This window comes from Ketobacter sp., assembly GCF_003671495.1.
Taxonomy (GTDB): domain Bacteria; phylum Pseudomonadota; class Gammaproteobacteria; order Pseudomonadales; family Ketobacteraceae; genus Ketobacter.
In genome coordinates this window covers 1-17,205 of record NZ_RCHN01000024.1, presented here as the reverse complement: position 1 = coordinate 17,205, position 17,205 = coordinate 1, and the positions used below count along the sequence as shown (strand labels likewise).

Sequence of the window (17,205 nt, the reverse complement as noted above, 5' to 3'; positions counted from 1 at the left end):
GTTTGGTGCAAATTGGGCCATCAAATGGCCAAAAATGAAGAGATGCTTGGCTTGTTTTCTTGAGATTGGTGCCAGTTGGTATTTTGCAGGCCAATTACCAAGTTATTCAGAGGTTCCCTAGTAAAATCCTGCATCTTTTCCGCAAACTGCTCCGGGGTAATATCCACATACTCGATTTTGACATCAAAATACTGGCCTGCGCTTAGTGAGTAGTTCTTGGCTTCGATATCGGCATAGCTGACAGCAACGGAAAAATCTTCCACAGCTTCTTTGGTATTGAAGGTATCGATAATATGTTGTTCTTCTGCCGCGCTCAGTACGGTTTTCTGGTTCTTGCCGTCTTTGATTTTTTCGCCCAGGTTAGAGGCGTCAATCAGAACCACATCGCCTTTGTTATTTTCATCAATAAACAAAATAGAGACGTTAGTGCCGGTGGTGGCAAAGATATTCGATGGCATCGAAACCACGCCCGCCAACCATTTACTTTTCACCAGACGTTCGCGTATGCCTTTGTCGATGCCGGATTGGGCTGTGACAAAGCCAGTAGGCACAACTACCGCTGCTTTGCCCCCCGGTTTGAGCGAGTAGATAATGTGCTGCAAGAACAGTTGGTAGATTTCCATCTTGTCCTTGGCTTTGGCTTTAATCTTGGGGATGCCAGCAAAGAAGCGCTCTTTGTTTTCTTTGCTGTCCAGCTCATCGCGAAAATCGCTGAAGTCCATCTTGAATGGAGGGTTGGAGACGATGTAGTCAAACTTCTTCAGATCTTTGCCATCTTTGTGATACGGATGCAGTACAGTATTGCCCTGGATCACATTGGGGATGGAGTGCACCAGATTGTTGAGGATCAGGTTAAGGCGCAGCAAATTGGAGGACTTTTGCGAGATATCCTGGGTGTAGATGCTGCATCGGTTCTCACCAATGGCGTGGGCGACGTTCATTAACAATGTGCCGGAACCGGCAGATGGGTCGTAACAACTGACGTTCTTCACTTTGCCTTGCTGGTCGGCAGGCACCAGAATAGCCGCCATTATGCGAGCCACCGCATGGGGTGTGTAGTACTCGGCGTATTTGCCGCCAGAGTTGCTATTGTAGTCTTTGATCAGATATTCAAAGATGGTGGCGTAGAAGTCGAATTTTTGCGTGAAGATGCGCTCGAAACTAAACTCAACCAGCTTGTTAATGATAGCGCGGCAGAAAGCATCGCGTTTGGATTCATCGGCAATATATTCGCTGACGCGATCAAACAGAACAACCTTAGCACCGCCGTCTGTCTTTACGGCAAACACGTCGTTATTGGTTTGAGCAATATCACGTAGGGTGTCATCAAACAGCTTGGCAAAGTCCGGCGCGTTCTGCTGGCTGAACAAGTAGCTGATAAAGTGATGTGGCTTTAAACGGGCGGTATCACCGCCCATTTGCAGTTGCAGCATTTCCAGCTCGTCTTCGCTCATGGCGACCAGGGCTTCTTCCCATTTCTCCGAACTGGCGATCTTCTCGTCGATCTGCTTCGCCTCATAGGCGAACTTGTCGTTTAGAAACTTGTATAAGAAGGTTTGGGTAATTATTTTGAATTCATTACCATCGTTGCCCAGCCCATAGTGGGCACAGATATTCTTCAAACTATCAATCAGTTCTTTGGTTTTCTGTTGGAATTCGAGTTCTACCATGTATGTATTTTGCTCTTAGTCTGTGTTACCAGGCACTGCTGCCGGTATTAAATTCTTTCAGGTATTCCGTGACAACTAGGTGATTTATAAATTTAGAGGCATCAGGATTGAGTTGTATTTGTTGCTCTCCTCTGAAGCGCCTGATCACTAAAGGCATCATCTGGCGTTCAAAGTAGCTTTCGTTATCCAGTATCTGGCTGTTGTTAAGCACCTGTTCGTCGGCGTCTTGCTTTACACCGGTTAAGGCTTCAAAAATTTTTCGCTCGTTCTCTGATATATCGCCACGCTCTTGCAAGCGTTTGTGAATGCGGGTGTATTTGGCATCGCCCAGGTACTTCTGGCGAAGCTGGTTGTTCTGGCGGTTCAGTTCTTTCACGCGCTCGTGAATTTTATTGAGCGCATCGATATTGGCCACCATTTCATCCTGTGTAACCTCGCTGAGGTTCTTTTTCTTGAATAGCCTTTCCAGTTCTTCTTTCAGACTGACAAATTTGGGGTCTTGCTGATCAAAGTTGCTGGCCAGGGCTTCGCGGGTTTGGCGCAGGGTGTTCTTTAACTTGTCAGCCAATATCAGTTCTTCTTCACCTACCTTGATAAAGCGGAACACCACATCCTCAAGGGCTACATTGAGCAGGTTAGCGGTGTCGGTACCTTGTTCGATACTTTCCTTCAGGTTGAGCATATCGAGGTGGTTGCAGGTTTCCCGATAGAGAATATTGAGCTTGGTAAAATCCAACTGTTCCAGTAACTCGTAGTCACCTTGCAAACGGATCAGGTTGTACAAGCTTTTGGCGTTTTCCAGCGCCTTCTTCAGAGCCAGTACGGTTTCACGATCCTGAATCTGGCTGATCTGGTCGGTAAAGATTTCGGCGTTGTCGGTATCAAAGCGGAACAGCACGTCTTTGATGTGGTCAATTTCCGCTGCGATCTCTTCCTGCGATTTGAACAGGTTGGAGTAGTGCTCCATTTCATCACCCAACTCCGACTGAAGCTCGTCGAAGTAGGCTTTGTTGGTGGCATCAAACTCTTTGCGAATGTCGGCAAAGTCTACGACGTAGCCGTAGCGGAAGTCCTTATAGGTGCGGTTAACCCGTGTGAGCGCTTGGAGCAGGTTGTGCTTACGGATGACCCGGCCCAGATAAAGCTTTTTCAGGCGCTTGGCATCAAAGCCGGTTAGCAGCATGTTATAGACAAACAAGAAGTCGATCTTGCCTGCTTTGAAGTCGTCAACCCAGACTTTGCGTTCTTCTTTGGTGCCGATGTCGTGCAGGATCAGTACCGCGCTTTTTACTTTATTCCTGTTGGACTTTTTTCGATTCGCGCTTGGCTCGTTACCGGGTGCTGCGCCAGAAACGTCATATTCCGGGTAGTCTTCCGCCACCATTGGAAGATCGTAAACTGGCTCGCTGGCTTCGTTTACCGTCGCAATGGGTAGTTCATTTTCTACGCATTTCTCGCCGAAGAGCTTGAACATCTCTTTAGCCTGATCGGAGCTGTCGCAAATGACCATGCCCCCAATGCTGGCATCATTCAGGGCGCCGCGACTTTTCTCAAAATCGGTAACGATGTAATCCAGCATAGGCTCTACAAAGCTCGGGTGAGCATAGATGAGCTTGCGATCGACATCACCCATTTGAACTTCTACCTCCTCTAAAGCCTGTTGCAGCACCATCCTGTAGTTGGTGGCGATCTCCTCGCGAATCAGGCGCAGGGTGTAGCCATCGGCGATGGAGGCGTTGTAATAGTACTTGTGGATATAGTCGCCAAAGATCTGCTTGGAGCTAATGGCTTTGGAATCCGGTTTCTTTCTGGCTTTGTCCTCGTCAACGATCAGTGGTGTGCCCGTTAGTGCGATCTTGATAGCATTGGGATCGGACTGATAAAGGTTGGCCAGAAAACTGCCTTTTGGGTTATAGCTACGGTGCGCTTCATCGAGAACAAAGATGCGCTGGATGTTGATGTCGTAGTCTTTGGTAGACAATATATCTGGGTCGTCCTGAAATTTCTGGATGTTTACTACGGTGATTTCCGGCTTGCCGGAATGGTTGTGAATCACCTGTGTGGCTTTAATGTCTTTGGCAAAGGCATCACGGGAGTTAATGGTGTGCACCGTTAACCCGCGTGCTGTGAATTCCCGCTGTGATTGCTGTAGCAGGTCAAGCCTGTCCACGATGAAGTAAAACTTGGGAATAACTTGCTGTTTTTGAAAATAATCCGTCAGAAAATGCACGTTGTAATAGGTCAGCGCTGTTTTGCCACTGCCTTGGGTGTGCCAGATGATGCCTTTCTTCACGCCCTCGTTCAGCTTGCGCTCGATGGCTTTGGTGGCAAACAACTGGGGGTATCGCATGATGTGCTTTTGCAGGCCATCGGTCTCTGCCACATAGGCCAGCGCATACCGCAGGATAAATGACAGGCGATCACGACTAACCAAGGATGTACAGATACGGTTAGTTGGGCGTTCTGGCTGTTTATTGGTCTGAAACTCCGGGTTGCTGCGAATGACTTCCAGATTGTTATCTTTCAGTACCTTTAACTCTTCTTCATCCGATACCGGCTTCAGTAGCGCAGTCAGGTTCAGTATCTCTTCTTCCCGAAAGTAGTTGAATACCGGCTTGTGATAGGAACTGCTGGCGTAGAAAGCCCCTTGCACGGGTTCCGGGTCACCGTCGTCATACTCCATGTTGTTGGAAAAAATCATAAACTGGGTGATGTTGGCAAAACGCTTGAACTTCGGGTTCTGGAAACGTTTGTTGATGCGGTCGCGCTCGGCCAGAATGCCTTCGCGGTTATTGGGCTTTTTCACCTCAATAAAGACCAGCGGCATGCCATTGATCAACAAGGTGATGTCGGGGCGGAATTCCTCATCACCGTTCTGACAGGTCAGCTCGGTGACAACGTGAAATCTGTTGTTGTTGAAGTTTTCAAAATCAATCAGCTTGGTGTTCGATCGGTCTGTCAGGCGGTCAAAGAAGGCTCGGCCAAGGTCATCGTTGTCGAGCTCCAGTTTAATGTCTTCCAGCAGGCGGGTTACATCATCAGGCTCAATACCTGGGTTGATTTTGAGAATCGCCGAATTGAAGAGCTCAGGGAAGATATTGGTATCTAGATCCCAGCTTTGCCCTTTCAATGACAGATATTGATAGCCCAGCCGCATTAAATGAAGGATGGTGGGGATCTTCACGCGGGTGTCTTCATTAAACTTCATATGGTTCCCAGTTTATTGTTGTGCCAGCTCAAGCAGGTCGCCTACCTGGCACTCAAATAGCAGGCAGAGTTTCTCAATGGATTCCAGATCCACTTTTTGCGCCGTCTCTTTATAAAGCAAGGTCACCGTAGCACGGCTTAAGCCCGTTTCTCTGGCTACGTCGGCAATACGCATCTTGTGTTCGCCCATCATGCGGGCAAGATGACAGCGGATCATGGGTGTGCCTCGGTCAATTATTCTGGTTCTCAGGGTAATGAATAAGCATATCACGACTTTTAGATTCGCGTTGCATTTTGTGAGTTGAAATTAAATTTTGCATGATTAATTATCAGGATAGACTACATCCCAATTACTTTTTCTACCGCTCTAGCTACCCATGAATCCAAGGCATCTTGCTCATTTTTTATCTTGTTATCAGGATGACCTAAATATTCCCTAACTGAGGTATTCCTTGAAATAAACCGTCGTTTCCAGCTCATCGCATTTAATCCTTCATCCTTATACGCAGTCATTAACTCATCGAGAATTCTTTGAAATGTAACGGAGGTATCGCCTGCTCGAAAAAACAACGTGGATAAGCTTTCTGCTTCTATTTCTCCGTCTTTTTTGGCTTTAGTCGTAAGTTCAATTTCTAATATCTGAATCGTCGTCGATTTATCTCGCTTAATAACAGCATGGCAATACCGACGTGGTCTATCTCCAACCAAATGCTGGCTACGACATCTCTTCTTTGGGACATCTCCGATTTTGCTTTCAATTTGCCACCCGTGTTCTTCCTCCAGTTTTTGAAGCATAGATTGAAAGAACACGATTTTCTCAGGCGCATTTACTAAGTTTGGAGGATCAAGATTGTCTACGTCTGCTCGGGGCACCTTTCCCTTATCACTCCCTTGTTGTAGGCTAGCCAATTCTTCAGGAGTCTGCTCTTCTATATCTTCAAGATCTGGTTCAGTTTGGAGTGGCAGTGCCTTCACATGCCTTGGGCTACGTCTTGTATCGAGCTCCACATCAAAATTTAAGCCGCTTCGACTTAACATTACAGAATACCGTTTCTTGCTCCATTTCGGATTCGAGTCAGGCTCAATCTCTCTAATATTTACAGGTGGTTTATTTTGGGACTTCCGCTTTTCTCCGTTAGCTTCTGGCTCATTGTTCAGCAAGAGGCAATCATCAGGGTGTGAAAAATAAACAACATCAAGATCAGGAGCCTTAAGACCCGAAACTGACCTAATTTCACGAATAAATACCTGATTTTCTTCAGACTCTCTGCCTGTATAGCCTGCAAGTGAAATTTCACAATGGCTCAAGCTTGGCGGCGTAAAATCAAATGTCCAACGATCTGCGCCGTTTTCAATAATTGAATTCTGATTAATTGATTTGAAAATCGAGCCGAAACTATCTTGCGTGTCAGAATCAAAGAACAACCAAGTAAAGAACTTCCTGTACTGTAGGCTATTCAAGTACATGACGGGGACATTAGCAGACAATTCAACGTTACCAACCCAATCTTCAGACCAGGACTTACCGAGTTGCCAAGTATTTCCAATATACGCCGCCGCGCGAACCACTTCTGAAGAATGAAAGAAAAGCATGCGCGCAACTTCTGCTATTGGTAACCAATACACCTTTTCGTCAATTTCGATTCGGTACAGAACACAGTTGTCGAATTGGCTTGCAAGACCATGGGCACGTCTTAAAGTACTAGGTAAGTCTCGAAAATACGCTTTTTCCCAGCTTTCCTGCCTTGGCAGCATCACCGTTTCTGTCCATCCCTGTGCCTTGTTTTCTGTTGATGTTCTTGGAAATACGGCCCCTGGTATCAATGCGGGAAGTAGATCAATAGGTAAGGATCTTCTGAAGTTCCCCGAGTCTTTATTATGGAAATAGCAAACAACTCTCCATTCTTTCCCTGGTTTCTGGTACCAGTCACCCAGTAATAACAACTTAGATTCTTTGGGGATTCCACGAATTCCAATTTCATCGACCTCTGACATAGATCTGGCTATCCTTTCCCTTGTTCTAGATCTTGTATTTCAGTTTCAATCTTTGGGGTTACCAACTCTTCACGAATGTTGGCTACTCTGAGTAAACGCCATCGTTTAACCTCAAGGTGATTGGATTTTATTTGTTCGTAAGCAATTCTCAACCTATAGAGTTGATGATCTTCTACCGACTCTTCGTGGGTAGTGATCCATTGACTCGTCTTCGGCAGATCAGATAAGTGCTTCTCTACAGAGTTTGACCGGGCCAGTTCCTTAATGAATCGAGTTCTTGTTAAACGCGGTCTTATCGGCTCGTTAACCATTTCCTCATAAACCGATTCAAGGTGCTCAACGTTTTTTGCGTCCCAAGCATCGTAGTTAACGACGTAGTGGCCTTGCTCATTTACTTTTCTTCTTGGCTTATTAGACATTAACCAGTCCTTGTCATTGCGATACAACCAGGAATAAATAGCACCACCACACTCGATAATTCTAAGCTCTTTAACGCCCGCACTTGGGTGCCGCTTCAGCATATCTACCCATCTCGCTCTATATTCAGGAACTAAGTTAGGTACTGTGGCTCTTGTACTAGATTGACTTAGCTCCAAAACGCTGTCCGGAAGCCTGCTCACTTTTTCCAATAACTTAGTTACAGACAATTCGGGGACCAGCGCAGTGGTAACAAGCAAATGGCGCAAAGGGTGAAAGGACTTTCGATGTTTTCGAAACAAGTTCGTCAGCCAGTAGTTATTTTCTGAATACTGAAAGTGATTTTCAAATACAGTTCCGGCCCATGCCTTCTTAAGAATCTTATGTATGTCCTGATGGGATATGCGGCTCTTTTTTCTTAGTCCAAGTTCAGCCGCTAAATTTCTGTAGAATAATGTCCAGCGGTTAAAACCAAGACCCTTAGATCGGGAAGTTTTAAGTAATTGCACGTACCGGTCATGCAGCGCTCCTTCGATACCTTTCAACTCTATATGTCTGATATCTGCATCCAATTTGCACTCATTCGCCGCGATAAAAAGATGTTTCTCTTTCGGATGGAAAGATATTTCTGAGTATTCCAGTAAACATGAATGACTACTGCAAAATCCTAAGGCTGGCAACTGGTGGTTTCGCTGCCAATAACACTCACCGAATTCCGCCCGCTGCTCTTTCAAGCATTGTGGGCAATAGCGAAAACATTCCTGTTGTTTGATCGCGCTGGCGGCAATACCAGATCGGGTATGAATGTCGCCTCCCGAGTCTGAACGCATGGAACTAATCGTTTTCGAAGCTTGTTGCTGAGATAAGAAAGGTAAATAAATCGGCGCCAGTGTAAATGAGTCAATAATCTCGATTACGTTAGTCGGCCAGACAAGTTGAAGGTTATTAACGAGAGAACTCAAGTGGCTTGGTAAGTCTGGAACAGCAACAGCCGTTGAAGAGGAAAATACTTCCCTGACAATGGATTTTTGATTACCAATTAAACCTGTATGTTGCGCATACCGCGCAACCATGCTGTATAGCAATTCGTCCTTATAAGGAACGGGAAAATAACCCAGCATACTATCCAGCCAGTAATTTATGGACTGGGTAAATAAGACCTTTCTCCTTCATCACTTCATACATAGATCCTGATTTATGCGCATAGATCTTCCTGAGGTCTTTCTCAGGCAATTGGCCCCAGCTGTCGCGTTTTGTATAGACAGGTTTGGAGTCAACCTTTGTCTTTTCTTCGCCCGTTTGTGTAAGCGCGGTTGTCGCCATTTGTACTATCTGAATCAGGGTAAGGTTTGGTTTCCTCGCCAAGGCATCTGTAACGAGAGGCTTCGCAATGTCTTCGGAAATACCCATTGAGACGATCGTCTGTATCGCTGAATTAGCGATGTTCGTCTCATCAGGCTCTCCCAACTCAACCGTTTTAGGTTTTTCTAGAGGTTGTGATACGAGCTTATCCATTGCGTTTATTATGCTACTTTCAAATTTTGGAAAAATGAGATCATTGCAATCTTCAAGTTTCTTCCTGTTGCCTGTCCGCAATGCATCAAGCAAAGGTTTAACGATTGAAAACTCATCGTCAAACACTTGCTCCAAAAGTTCAGGAGATAGAATTTCGTCTTCTGGAGTAGACGCTAATAAGACTGCGCGTGCTTGGGCAAGACAAAAGAGTTTCACAACGATATCGGGAACTCCTTGGGTCAGCTCATACAGTTTATTTGTCAGCGACTCATTTCTCTCAACCTTATTTCTAAGCCACTGGTAAGGCCATAGCTCTTCAATAAAATCGTCCCAGCTTTCATCCTTAGGCAATCGATCCCAGACCAGACTTCCATCCCCACTTGCACGCCTTGCCTGCCGGAACTCACTAGCAAACAGTCTCAGAGCTTTGGGCGTACCAATAAGTACAACGGAGACTTCTACGACATTTACCAGCGTTACCAGAAAGTTGATCATTTTCTTCTCGCCACCGCTTTTCGCGAGACTCATATGCTGGAACTCATCGATGACAATCAAACCAATGGCGTGTATCAGGCAAAGATCAGCAACATCTGCCATCATTTTTGCGATGGTTGGTCTGCCGGATGCGTACTGCTGCCTATAATTTAAGTTCAACCGACGATCTAGCGCGATAAAAAAGCTTAGGCAGAAGTCAGAAAGTGAACCATCATATGGGCAATCAACTTTAAGCCAGGGCACCTGGAGCATATGAAGGTCTGGATGATATATCACACGCGGATAAGTGTTCAGTACAAGGTTTGTCGTCGTGGATTTCCCAGCACCGGAAATTCCGGCAATCGTCATAGATGAAGCAGGAGAGTCCACATCATCATGCATATAGGTGGTTAGATTTTCATTTTGAATCAAGCCACGAATGGAATTTAGCTTTCGTTTGAATGTTGCTGTTTTTGGGTTCCTATTCAAGTAACTGCATCGAATCAATTTCGACAGTTTCTGCTCGATAATTATGTGGTTTGTTTGAGGTACAAAAAAATCTCTGGTTAATCGGTTTATTGCATGAGTTCGAATATGACAAGGCAAATTAATTTCTTCAGGTTGAAAAGCAGGTCTCTTTACCAAAGCCTTTGCCACCTCTATTGGGCTCATAATTAAAGGAAGCGCTGCAATCAAAGGGTTTTCGTTATACTCGGGTAAACCTTGTTCTTTGTATTCTGCTTCGGGAAACCTCGTAACTTTTAAATTAGTCATCTGAATCACCCTCTTTTAACAGGTCCTTTAACCGCGTCGGAAGTTTAAAGCTCTTTTGCTCGGCATTTGCACCATGAATCGGTGTAACAGTTGCCGATGTCGTTTCCGAAGACTCATTCCGCTCTGCCGTTTTCTTGTTTCGTTCATACTGCCTTTCGTTACGCTTATTGTCCGCAATCCCTTTCGCTCTTTGTACTTTCTCTTTTTTCGTATAACTTGGTTGCTGCTGCTTAGACTCATCTTTAATTTGCTGAAGTTCGCTGACCAGATTAACCGAACCTGATCGTTTCTTAAGTTTGGACGTGGCCGCTACATCCAATCGAATATCCTGGATAACCCACAGCTCCCATATCGTAATATTGGCATACGCTCGACTGCGTGATGTTAAGTTTGCAGGTATAAATTCAGCATACGAGTCAGATGGGCGAAGGTAAATTACATTCGTACTGTATAAGTCATAGGCAACGGTGACTGTTTTAGGCCCCCTGTAGTTCTCTTCGAACCAGCCCCATTCCAGCGCTTGTTTACAACTGTAATAACAACCAAAGAGCTTTAGTCCATGCTCAGTCACAGTCGCATTGGTATGTGGGAGCAGGTTGACTTTTACTAGTTGAGGATCAGGTCTTCTTAACAAGCCAGTACGATACTCAATACCCCAAGTCCAGAGCACCAAAGGGTTGGCTGGAAGTTTTTTCGGAATATCAGAATCAATATCGTACGTTCTAATGACATGATCATTATTGTAATGAAGCACTATCTTAATGATCATTTTCGTGAATTCTTTAAGAGTTAGAATCCCATCCTGCCTATAATCATTGCCATGGCGTTTCTTGCCAATTGGATTTTTGGTTACATAACCTTCAACAAACGGCTTCATTTTAGTCTGAATGGTTCTGAAATAACGTTCTACAATTCCTTTCCAGTCAGCTCTGTAGGCGGGCGTATTTTGAATCTCTACATGGAAAGCTTTACTGAGTACTTCAACGTGTCGACCTAGCATTTCACCTTTATCGCCAATTATGTGTTCTGGCAAACCCTGCATTGGCCATAGGTCAGGCGTTATATCAATATCATGCTCTGCACAATAATCGACTTTATTTGCCATCGCGTTCCCAAGCGCTTCCATTGCACTAACCCAGGAAGCATTCTCCAAGCCTATGTACATACCAACAATTGCTCGACTGAATACGTCGACAACGAAATACATAGTTGGCCGACCAACAATTTCTGTGCGGTCTTGCTCGGAAACAAGGTACACATCAGCAATAGTCGCATCAATCTGGTAAAGGTAACCAGGGCCTGGCACTTCCGCTGTAGAGGTGCCTATACTGGGACTGAAGTCCTTCAGGTAGTTGATTTCACCTTCACGCTTCTTGGTTACTTCAATCGATGTGTATTCTTTCTGAAAAAAATATTTAAATTGACGTTCTGTTGGCACATCGACTAAGTCTTCCGGCGATGCTGGGATTTTAACTCCATAGGCTATTAACAATTGATTGTAAGCATAATCGAAGTCGTACTTATTTTCGTTAAGGTAGCTTTTTTGAATAACCACCCTGAACAGTGATTTTACTTGCTCTGTAATCGGAACACCGTCTCCGAGATTGCGAGTACGAATCGGACCATTTCGCTTCTTTTTAAACGTTTTAGGTTTTCCTGATCCCCCACACAAATCGTAGCGACCACTCAATGCATTCGCACACATTCCAAATTGCCAATATCGTCGCAGCCAACGATACAACGTTTGCTTGGTAATTTTGTTCTCTTCCATGACCTTATTCATCAACAATCCACGGGCTTTCCTCTCATAAATATCGGGCTCTGATTTGACTATATCCTTAATGGCAGTCCATGCTTTTTGCTGCACTTCCTCTGATTTAGAGCCTGCCTTAGGTGAGGTCATACTGATATTTACATAAGGGTCATTGATTGCTTTAAGATCGGATCTAGCCAATAAGTGCTCGAATTCTGATTTCAGAGTAACCTGAGGTAGAGCACCTTCGTCATCAATATTTATCCAAAAGACCGCTTGCGGATTGCTCCAAAGAACTCTGATTCGCTGGGAATCCCATTGGTAAACATCATTGGGCATAAACATAATTCGCCTCCTGGTTTAACCAGTACTCTGAAAGCTCTATATCCTTTGCCTTAAGACTTGTGTGTAGTTTCCCGTGAATGTCCCAAAGAAACGCGTTTTGGGCAGCGAAATGCCTGAAGTATTGAAGATGGGTACCCGGTAATTGATCATACTTAGCATCCAGCTCACGCAACGGCAAAGGTAGCTTCTCCTCCGAACTGCCATCAAGTGCTTTAGCAATTCGATCAAAGATGCGTGCCCTTTCGGAATTTTCGAGATCGTAGCTATGCATGTGAGGAGCTAACCATCGAATATTTTTTATAGATGTAATTGGGACGTCTTGCTCCGTGAATGTATACCAAGCTACTTTTTCACTTTCCCAAAATCGGCGTTCAATCTCCTGCTTCTCTAGTGTACGCTCAACCTCTAGATCGTCAGCATATTTAACTGAAACAGCTTGGCTCACAAGAAACCCATCAATTTCCATATCAATTAGAAAATCAGTGGTCATAACCTGCAGTATCCCTTTATATGCGGGATGTTTAATACCTAGCCTTCTTGCAATATCAATTGTGGCCTCGGGATTAAGGGGAAACTGCTCTCGTATATCGGTGACAGAGTCATTCCAATCAAAAAGCAGAAAGACAGCAAGCTCGAGATCTGAAAGTAGGTGGACGATGCGGTTATGAGTCAAAGCTGGACGACGATGCACTCGACCTTTGCTCGGGACATCTCGAACAGTCAGAAAGGGTTTGTAGTCTTTCCCATAACCTTGGCCACGTTTTTCCTTTTGCAGCCGTTTCAGTATTGCGGGCTCAAGAAGACTCTTGATCTCTTTAGGGTAGGGACTTAAGAAGGATGTTTTCATTCTAATAATCCGAGCTATGCCATATAGATTAAGCATAACTCGGATCATCTAAAGTATGATACTTTTTTGTTTAGTATGATAGTTTTTTGTAAGTATGATACTTTTTTGTCAATCTACACCGGGCTGCTCTGAAGATCATTTGCTTATTCCACCGTCACACTCTTCGCCAGATTCCGGGGCTGATCCACATCGGTCCCCTTGATGATGGCCACATGATAACTCAGCAGCTGTAAGGGAATGGTGTACACAATGGGTGCCAGTTCCGGCGCCACTTTGGGCACATCCAGCACGTGCACATCATCCTGTTGTTTCAGGGCCGCGTCCGCATCCTGGAACACAAACAACTCACCGCCCCGGGCCTGTACTTCCTGCAAATTGGATTTCAGTTTCTCCAGCAGGGTGTCAGAGGGCGCCACCGTAACCACCGGCATATCCGCGTCCACCAGGGCCAGGGGGCCGTGTTTCAACTCACCGGCTGGGTAGGCTTCGGCGTGAATATAGGAGATCTCTTTCAGTTTGAGCGCACCCTCCATGGCAATCGGGTACTGCACACCGCGACCCAGGAACAAGGCATGATGTTTCTCGGCAAATTTTTCCGCCATGCGTTCAATGGGCTTATCCAGGCGCAATGCCGCCTGCACCACATCCGGCAACTGCTTCAGGCCCGTCAGTAGGGCCGCTTCTTTTTGTTCGGACATGCCCTGCTGCTTGGCCACAGCCACGGTCAGCAGGTACAACGCCACCAGTTGCGTGGTGAAAGCCTTGGTGGAAGCCACGCCGATCTCCGGCCCGGCTTTGGTGATGAAGTGCAACGTCGACTCGCGTACCAGCGAGCTGGTGGGCACGTTACAAATGGCAAGAGAGGACAGGTAACCTTTGGCGTTGCGCAGGGCCGACAGAGTGTCTGCGGTTTCTCCGGATTGGGAAATGGTTAAAAACAGCGTGTTGGGGCGGACCACTGAGGTGCGATAGCGGAACTCACTGGCCACCTCCACATGGCATTGCACGCCGGCGATGCTTTCGATCCAGTATTTGGCCACCATGCCCGCATGAAATGACGTGCCACAGGCGATGATCTGAATGCTCTCCAGTTTGGCAAACAACTCTGGCGCCGCCTCTCCGAATATGGCCGGGTCCACCTGGTTGCCATTGACGTATCCGTCCAGCGTGTTGCGAATGGCCGTGGGCTGCTCGAAGATCTCTTTGATCATGTAGTGACGGTATTCGCCCTTTTCTGCGGTGCTTTCACCTCCGGTAAACGGCTTTATGGGGCGCTCCACCGCATTGCCCTGGCTGTCCTCAATGCGGTAATTGTTGCGCCCGATGGTGACCACGTCGCCATCTTCCAGAAACACGAAGCGGGTGGTCACCGGCAACAGCGCCAGTTGATCAGATGCCACGAAGTTTTCACCCAGGCCCACACCCAGCACCAGGGGACTGCCTTCACGTGCCACGATCATTTCATCCGAATGGTCCTTGTCGATCACGGCCAGGGCAAAGGCGCCGCGTAATTCACGGATGCTGGCTTTGACCGCAGCGGCCAGATCATTGCTGGTCTGCAAATGCCGATGAATCAGATGGGCAACCACTTCGGTGTCGGTTTCTGAGGTGAAGCCGTAACCGGAGTCCTGCAACGAGGCCCGCAGTGCTTCATGGTTCTCGATAATGCCGTTGTGAACCACAGCGATGTTGTCGGAGGACATGTGCGGATGGGCGTTCTGTTCTGTCGGTGCGCCGTGGGTTGCCCAACGGGTGTGGGCAATGCCGATACACCCATTACCAGAGCTTGCGGCCACCGCGGCCGTCAGTTCCTGGACTTTGCCCACCCGCCGAATCCGCTCAATCTCAGTGCCGGGATTAAAGCGGGCAATACCGGCGGAGTCATAACCCCGATATTCCAGGCGCCGCAGACCTTCCAATAAAATGGGCGTGACATCCCGTGTTGATATAACGCCGACAATTCCGCACATGTTCTGTTATCCCTGCTGGCTTATCTGGGTTCTTTATTTAGGTTCTTTACTTGGGCTCTTTGATCGGACGGGTCCAGTTATCCACTGTAATCTGCTTTGCCCGCGTGACGGTCAGGGCGTGTTCTTTCGCCTCTTTGGAGATGGTGGAACCGGCCCCCACCGTGGCGCCGGCACCGATGTTCACCGGGGCCACCAAAGAACAGTTAGAGCCAATGAATGCCTGATCGCCGATGACCGTTTGATGTTTATTGGCTCCGTCGTAATTACAGGTAATGGTGCCCGCGCCGATATTCACCGCCTTGCCAATCACACTGTCGCCCAGGTAGGTCAGGTGATTGGCTTTGGACCCCTCATCCATCCGGATGTTCTTGGTTTCCACAAAATTGCCGATCTTAACCTGGTCCGCCAGTTGGGTACCGGGGCGCAGCCGCGCATAAGGGCCAATGTCACAGGCTTCTCCCACCACCACGTTTTCCAGCACCGTGTTGGCCTTGATCACGCTGTTGCTGCCGATGACGGAGTTCTGGATCAGGCAGTTGGGCCCGATTTGCACGTTGTCGCCCAGGCGATTGGTGCCTTCAAAAATGGTATTCACGTCGATAAAGCAATCCTGCCCTACCTCGACGTCACCACGAATATCGATGCGCTCCGGGTCCGCCAGGGTGGCACCGGCCACCAACAACCGGTCCGCCAGGTGCTTCTGCAGCATCCGCTCCAGTTTGGCCAGCTGACGTTTATCGTTCACCCCTTCCACTTCAATGGGATCTTTTACGCGGCAGCCGATTACCGGTACCTCATGGTCGTTGGAGATGCGCACCAGGTCGGTCAGATAGTATTCTCCCTGGGCGTTCTTGTTCTCGATGGTCGGTACCCATTGTTGCAGATCGATGGAGTCCGCCAGCATGATGCCAGTATTCACTTCCTCGATTTTGCGGATTTCCTTACCGGCATCTTTCTCTTCCACGATTTCCCGCACCACACCGGAATGGTCACGGACGATGCGCCCGTAGCCGGTGGGATCGTCCATTTTCACGGTGATGACACCGCACTCACCGGGCTGAACCTCATTCAGGAAGCGGCTCAAAGTGGCCTCAGAGATGAGGGGTACGTCACCGTACAGGATCAGGGTACGGGTATTGGTTTCCAGCAGATCCAACGCCTGCTGCACCGCATGGCCGGTTCCCAACTGCTCGCTCTGTTCCACCCAATGGATGGGTGCGGCGGGGAAGTGTCTGGCAATCTCTGTCTTCACCCGGTCGCCACCGTGACCGTACACCACGATCACCTTATGGGCATTCAACTGGATGCTGGTGGAGAGCACGTGGGCCAGCAGCGGCTTTTTGGCCAGGGGCTGCAGTACCTTGGGAAGACGCGATTTCATGCGCGTGCCCTTGCCGGCGGCAAGGATGACAACGTTGAGATCCATGATTGCTATTCCATCTGGTTTAAACGAAAAAAGGGCGGCAAATGCCACCCTTTCTATCATGCTTTGATACGCGTTTCACGACAACCGGTGCTTATTTACCCATTTTTTTCTTGAGGGCCTGAATCGTACGCAGTTGTGCTGCCGCTTCCGCCAACATCGCTGCCGCAGCAGAGTAGTTGATCTCGGAAGACTGGTTGGCCAGTGCACGACGGGCATCTTCCACAGCCTGTTGAGCCGCTGCTTCGTCCACATCGTCTGCGCGCTGGGCAGTATCGGCCAGAATCGTAACCACCTTGGGTTGCACTTCCAGCATACCACCGGACACATAGTACACTTCTTCTTCACCGTTTTGCTTGATGACACGAATCGGACCGGGGTTCAATTGCGTCAACAAGGGAGCGTGACCCGGTGCGATACCCAGGTCACCCAGTTTGCCGTGAGCGACAACCATTTCCACCAATCCGGAAAAGATGGATTTTTCGGCAGAAACGATATCACAGTGTACGGTTATCGCCATGGTTCTAACTCCCTAGCGTGATTAAGCTTTTGCGCCTTTTTCGATGGCTTCTTCAATGGAACCCACCATGTAGAACGCCTGCTCAGGCAGGTGATCCAGCTCGCCGTCCAGAATCATCTTGAAGCCACGGATGGTGTCTTTCAGGGACACGTACTTACCGGGAGAACCGGTGAATACTTCCGCCACGTGGAAAGGCTGGGACAGGAAGCGTTCGATCTTACGAGCGCGGGATACCACCAGCTTGTCTTCTTCAGACAGTTCGTCCATACCGAGGATGGCGATGATGTCTTTCAGT

At 47.5% G+C, this 17,205-nt stretch carries 11 protein-coding genes and 1 pseudogene; all 12 read right to left on the bottom strand.

Annotated elements, in window-relative coordinates; genetic code table 11:
• Nucleotides 1-20: 20 nt before the first annotated feature.
• Nucleotides 21-1,670 (bottom strand): class I SAM-dependent DNA methyltransferase, encoded by a 1,650-nt coding sequence (locus tag D9N14_RS13555; RefSeq protein ID WP_290580556.1) that lies wholly within the window; start codon nucleotides 1,668-1,670, stop codon nucleotides 21-23.
• A gap of 25 nt (nucleotides 1,671-1,695) precedes the next feature.
• On the bottom strand, nucleotides 1,696-4,878 hold the full coding sequence (locus D9N14_RS13550) for a type I restriction endonuclease subunit R (RefSeq protein WP_290580555.1): 3,183 nt from the start codon (nucleotides 4,876-4,878) through the stop codon (nucleotides 1,696-1,698).
• 12 nt (nucleotides 4,879-4,890) lie between these two features.
• Entirely contained in the window at nucleotides 4,891-5,094 is a 204-nt protein-coding gene (locus D9N14_RS13545) for a helix-turn-helix domain-containing protein (RefSeq protein WP_290580553.1), read from the bottom strand.
• A gap of 122 nt (nucleotides 5,095-5,216) precedes the next feature.
• Entirely contained in the window at nucleotides 5,217-6,872 is a 1,656-nt protein-coding gene (locus tag D9N14_RS13540) for a Tn7-like element transposition protein TnsE (protein WP_290580551.1), read from the bottom strand.
• A gap of 8 nt (nucleotides 6,873-6,880) precedes the next feature.
• Complete coding sequence (locus D9N14_RS13535) at nucleotides 6,881-8,410, bottom strand: TnsD family Tn7-like transposition protein (RefSeq protein WP_290580549.1); 1,530 nt, start codon at nucleotides 8,408-8,410, stop codon at nucleotides 6,881-6,883.
• A 1-nt stretch (nucleotide 8,411) separates the two neighbouring features.
• A complete protein-coding gene (locus D9N14_RS13530) occupies nucleotides 8,412-10,052 on the bottom strand; it encodes an ATP-binding protein (protein WP_290580547.1) in 1,641 nt (546 codons plus the stop codon).
• Nucleotides 10,045-12,150, bottom strand: coding sequence for a Mu transposase C-terminal domain-containing protein (locus D9N14_RS13525; protein ID WP_290580545.1), 2,106 nt, complete (start codon nucleotides 12,148-12,150; stop codon nucleotides 10,045-10,047). The genes D9N14_RS13530 and D9N14_RS13525 overlap by 8 nt, the downstream gene beginning before the upstream one ends.
• Entirely contained in the window at nucleotides 12,134-12,997 is an 864-nt protein-coding gene (locus tag D9N14_RS13520) for a TnsA endonuclease N-terminal domain-containing protein (RefSeq protein WP_290580543.1), read from the bottom strand. Before D9N14_RS13520 ends, D9N14_RS13525 begins: the two co-directional genes overlap by 17 nt.
• 143 nt (nucleotides 12,998-13,140) lie before the next feature.
• A complete protein-coding gene (gene glmS, locus D9N14_RS13515) occupies nucleotides 13,141-14,967 on the bottom strand; it encodes a glutamine--fructose-6-phosphate transaminase (isomerizing) (RefSeq protein ID WP_290580541.1) in 1,827 nt (608 codons plus the stop codon).
• Between the two features lie 46 nt (nucleotides 14,968-15,013).
• Nucleotides 15,014-16,396 (bottom strand): bifunctional UDP-N-acetylglucosamine diphosphorylase/glucosamine-1-phosphate N-acetyltransferase GlmU, encoded by a 1,383-nt coding sequence (glmU, locus tag D9N14_RS13510; RefSeq protein ID WP_411267942.1) that lies wholly within the window; start codon nucleotides 16,394-16,396, stop codon nucleotides 15,014-15,016.
• An 88-nt stretch (nucleotides 16,397-16,484) separates the two neighbouring features.
• The gene (locus D9N14_RS13505) at nucleotides 16,485-16,910 is read right to left on the bottom strand and encodes a F0F1 ATP synthase subunit epsilon (RefSeq protein WP_290580537.1); all 426 of its coding nucleotides are present in this window, start codon (nucleotides 16,908-16,910) and stop codon (nucleotides 16,485-16,487) included.
• A 21-nt stretch (nucleotides 16,911-16,931) separates the two neighbouring features.
• Nucleotides 16,932-17,205: pseudogene (locus D9N14_RS13500) on the bottom strand (F0F1 ATP synthase subunit beta); the annotation flags it as partial.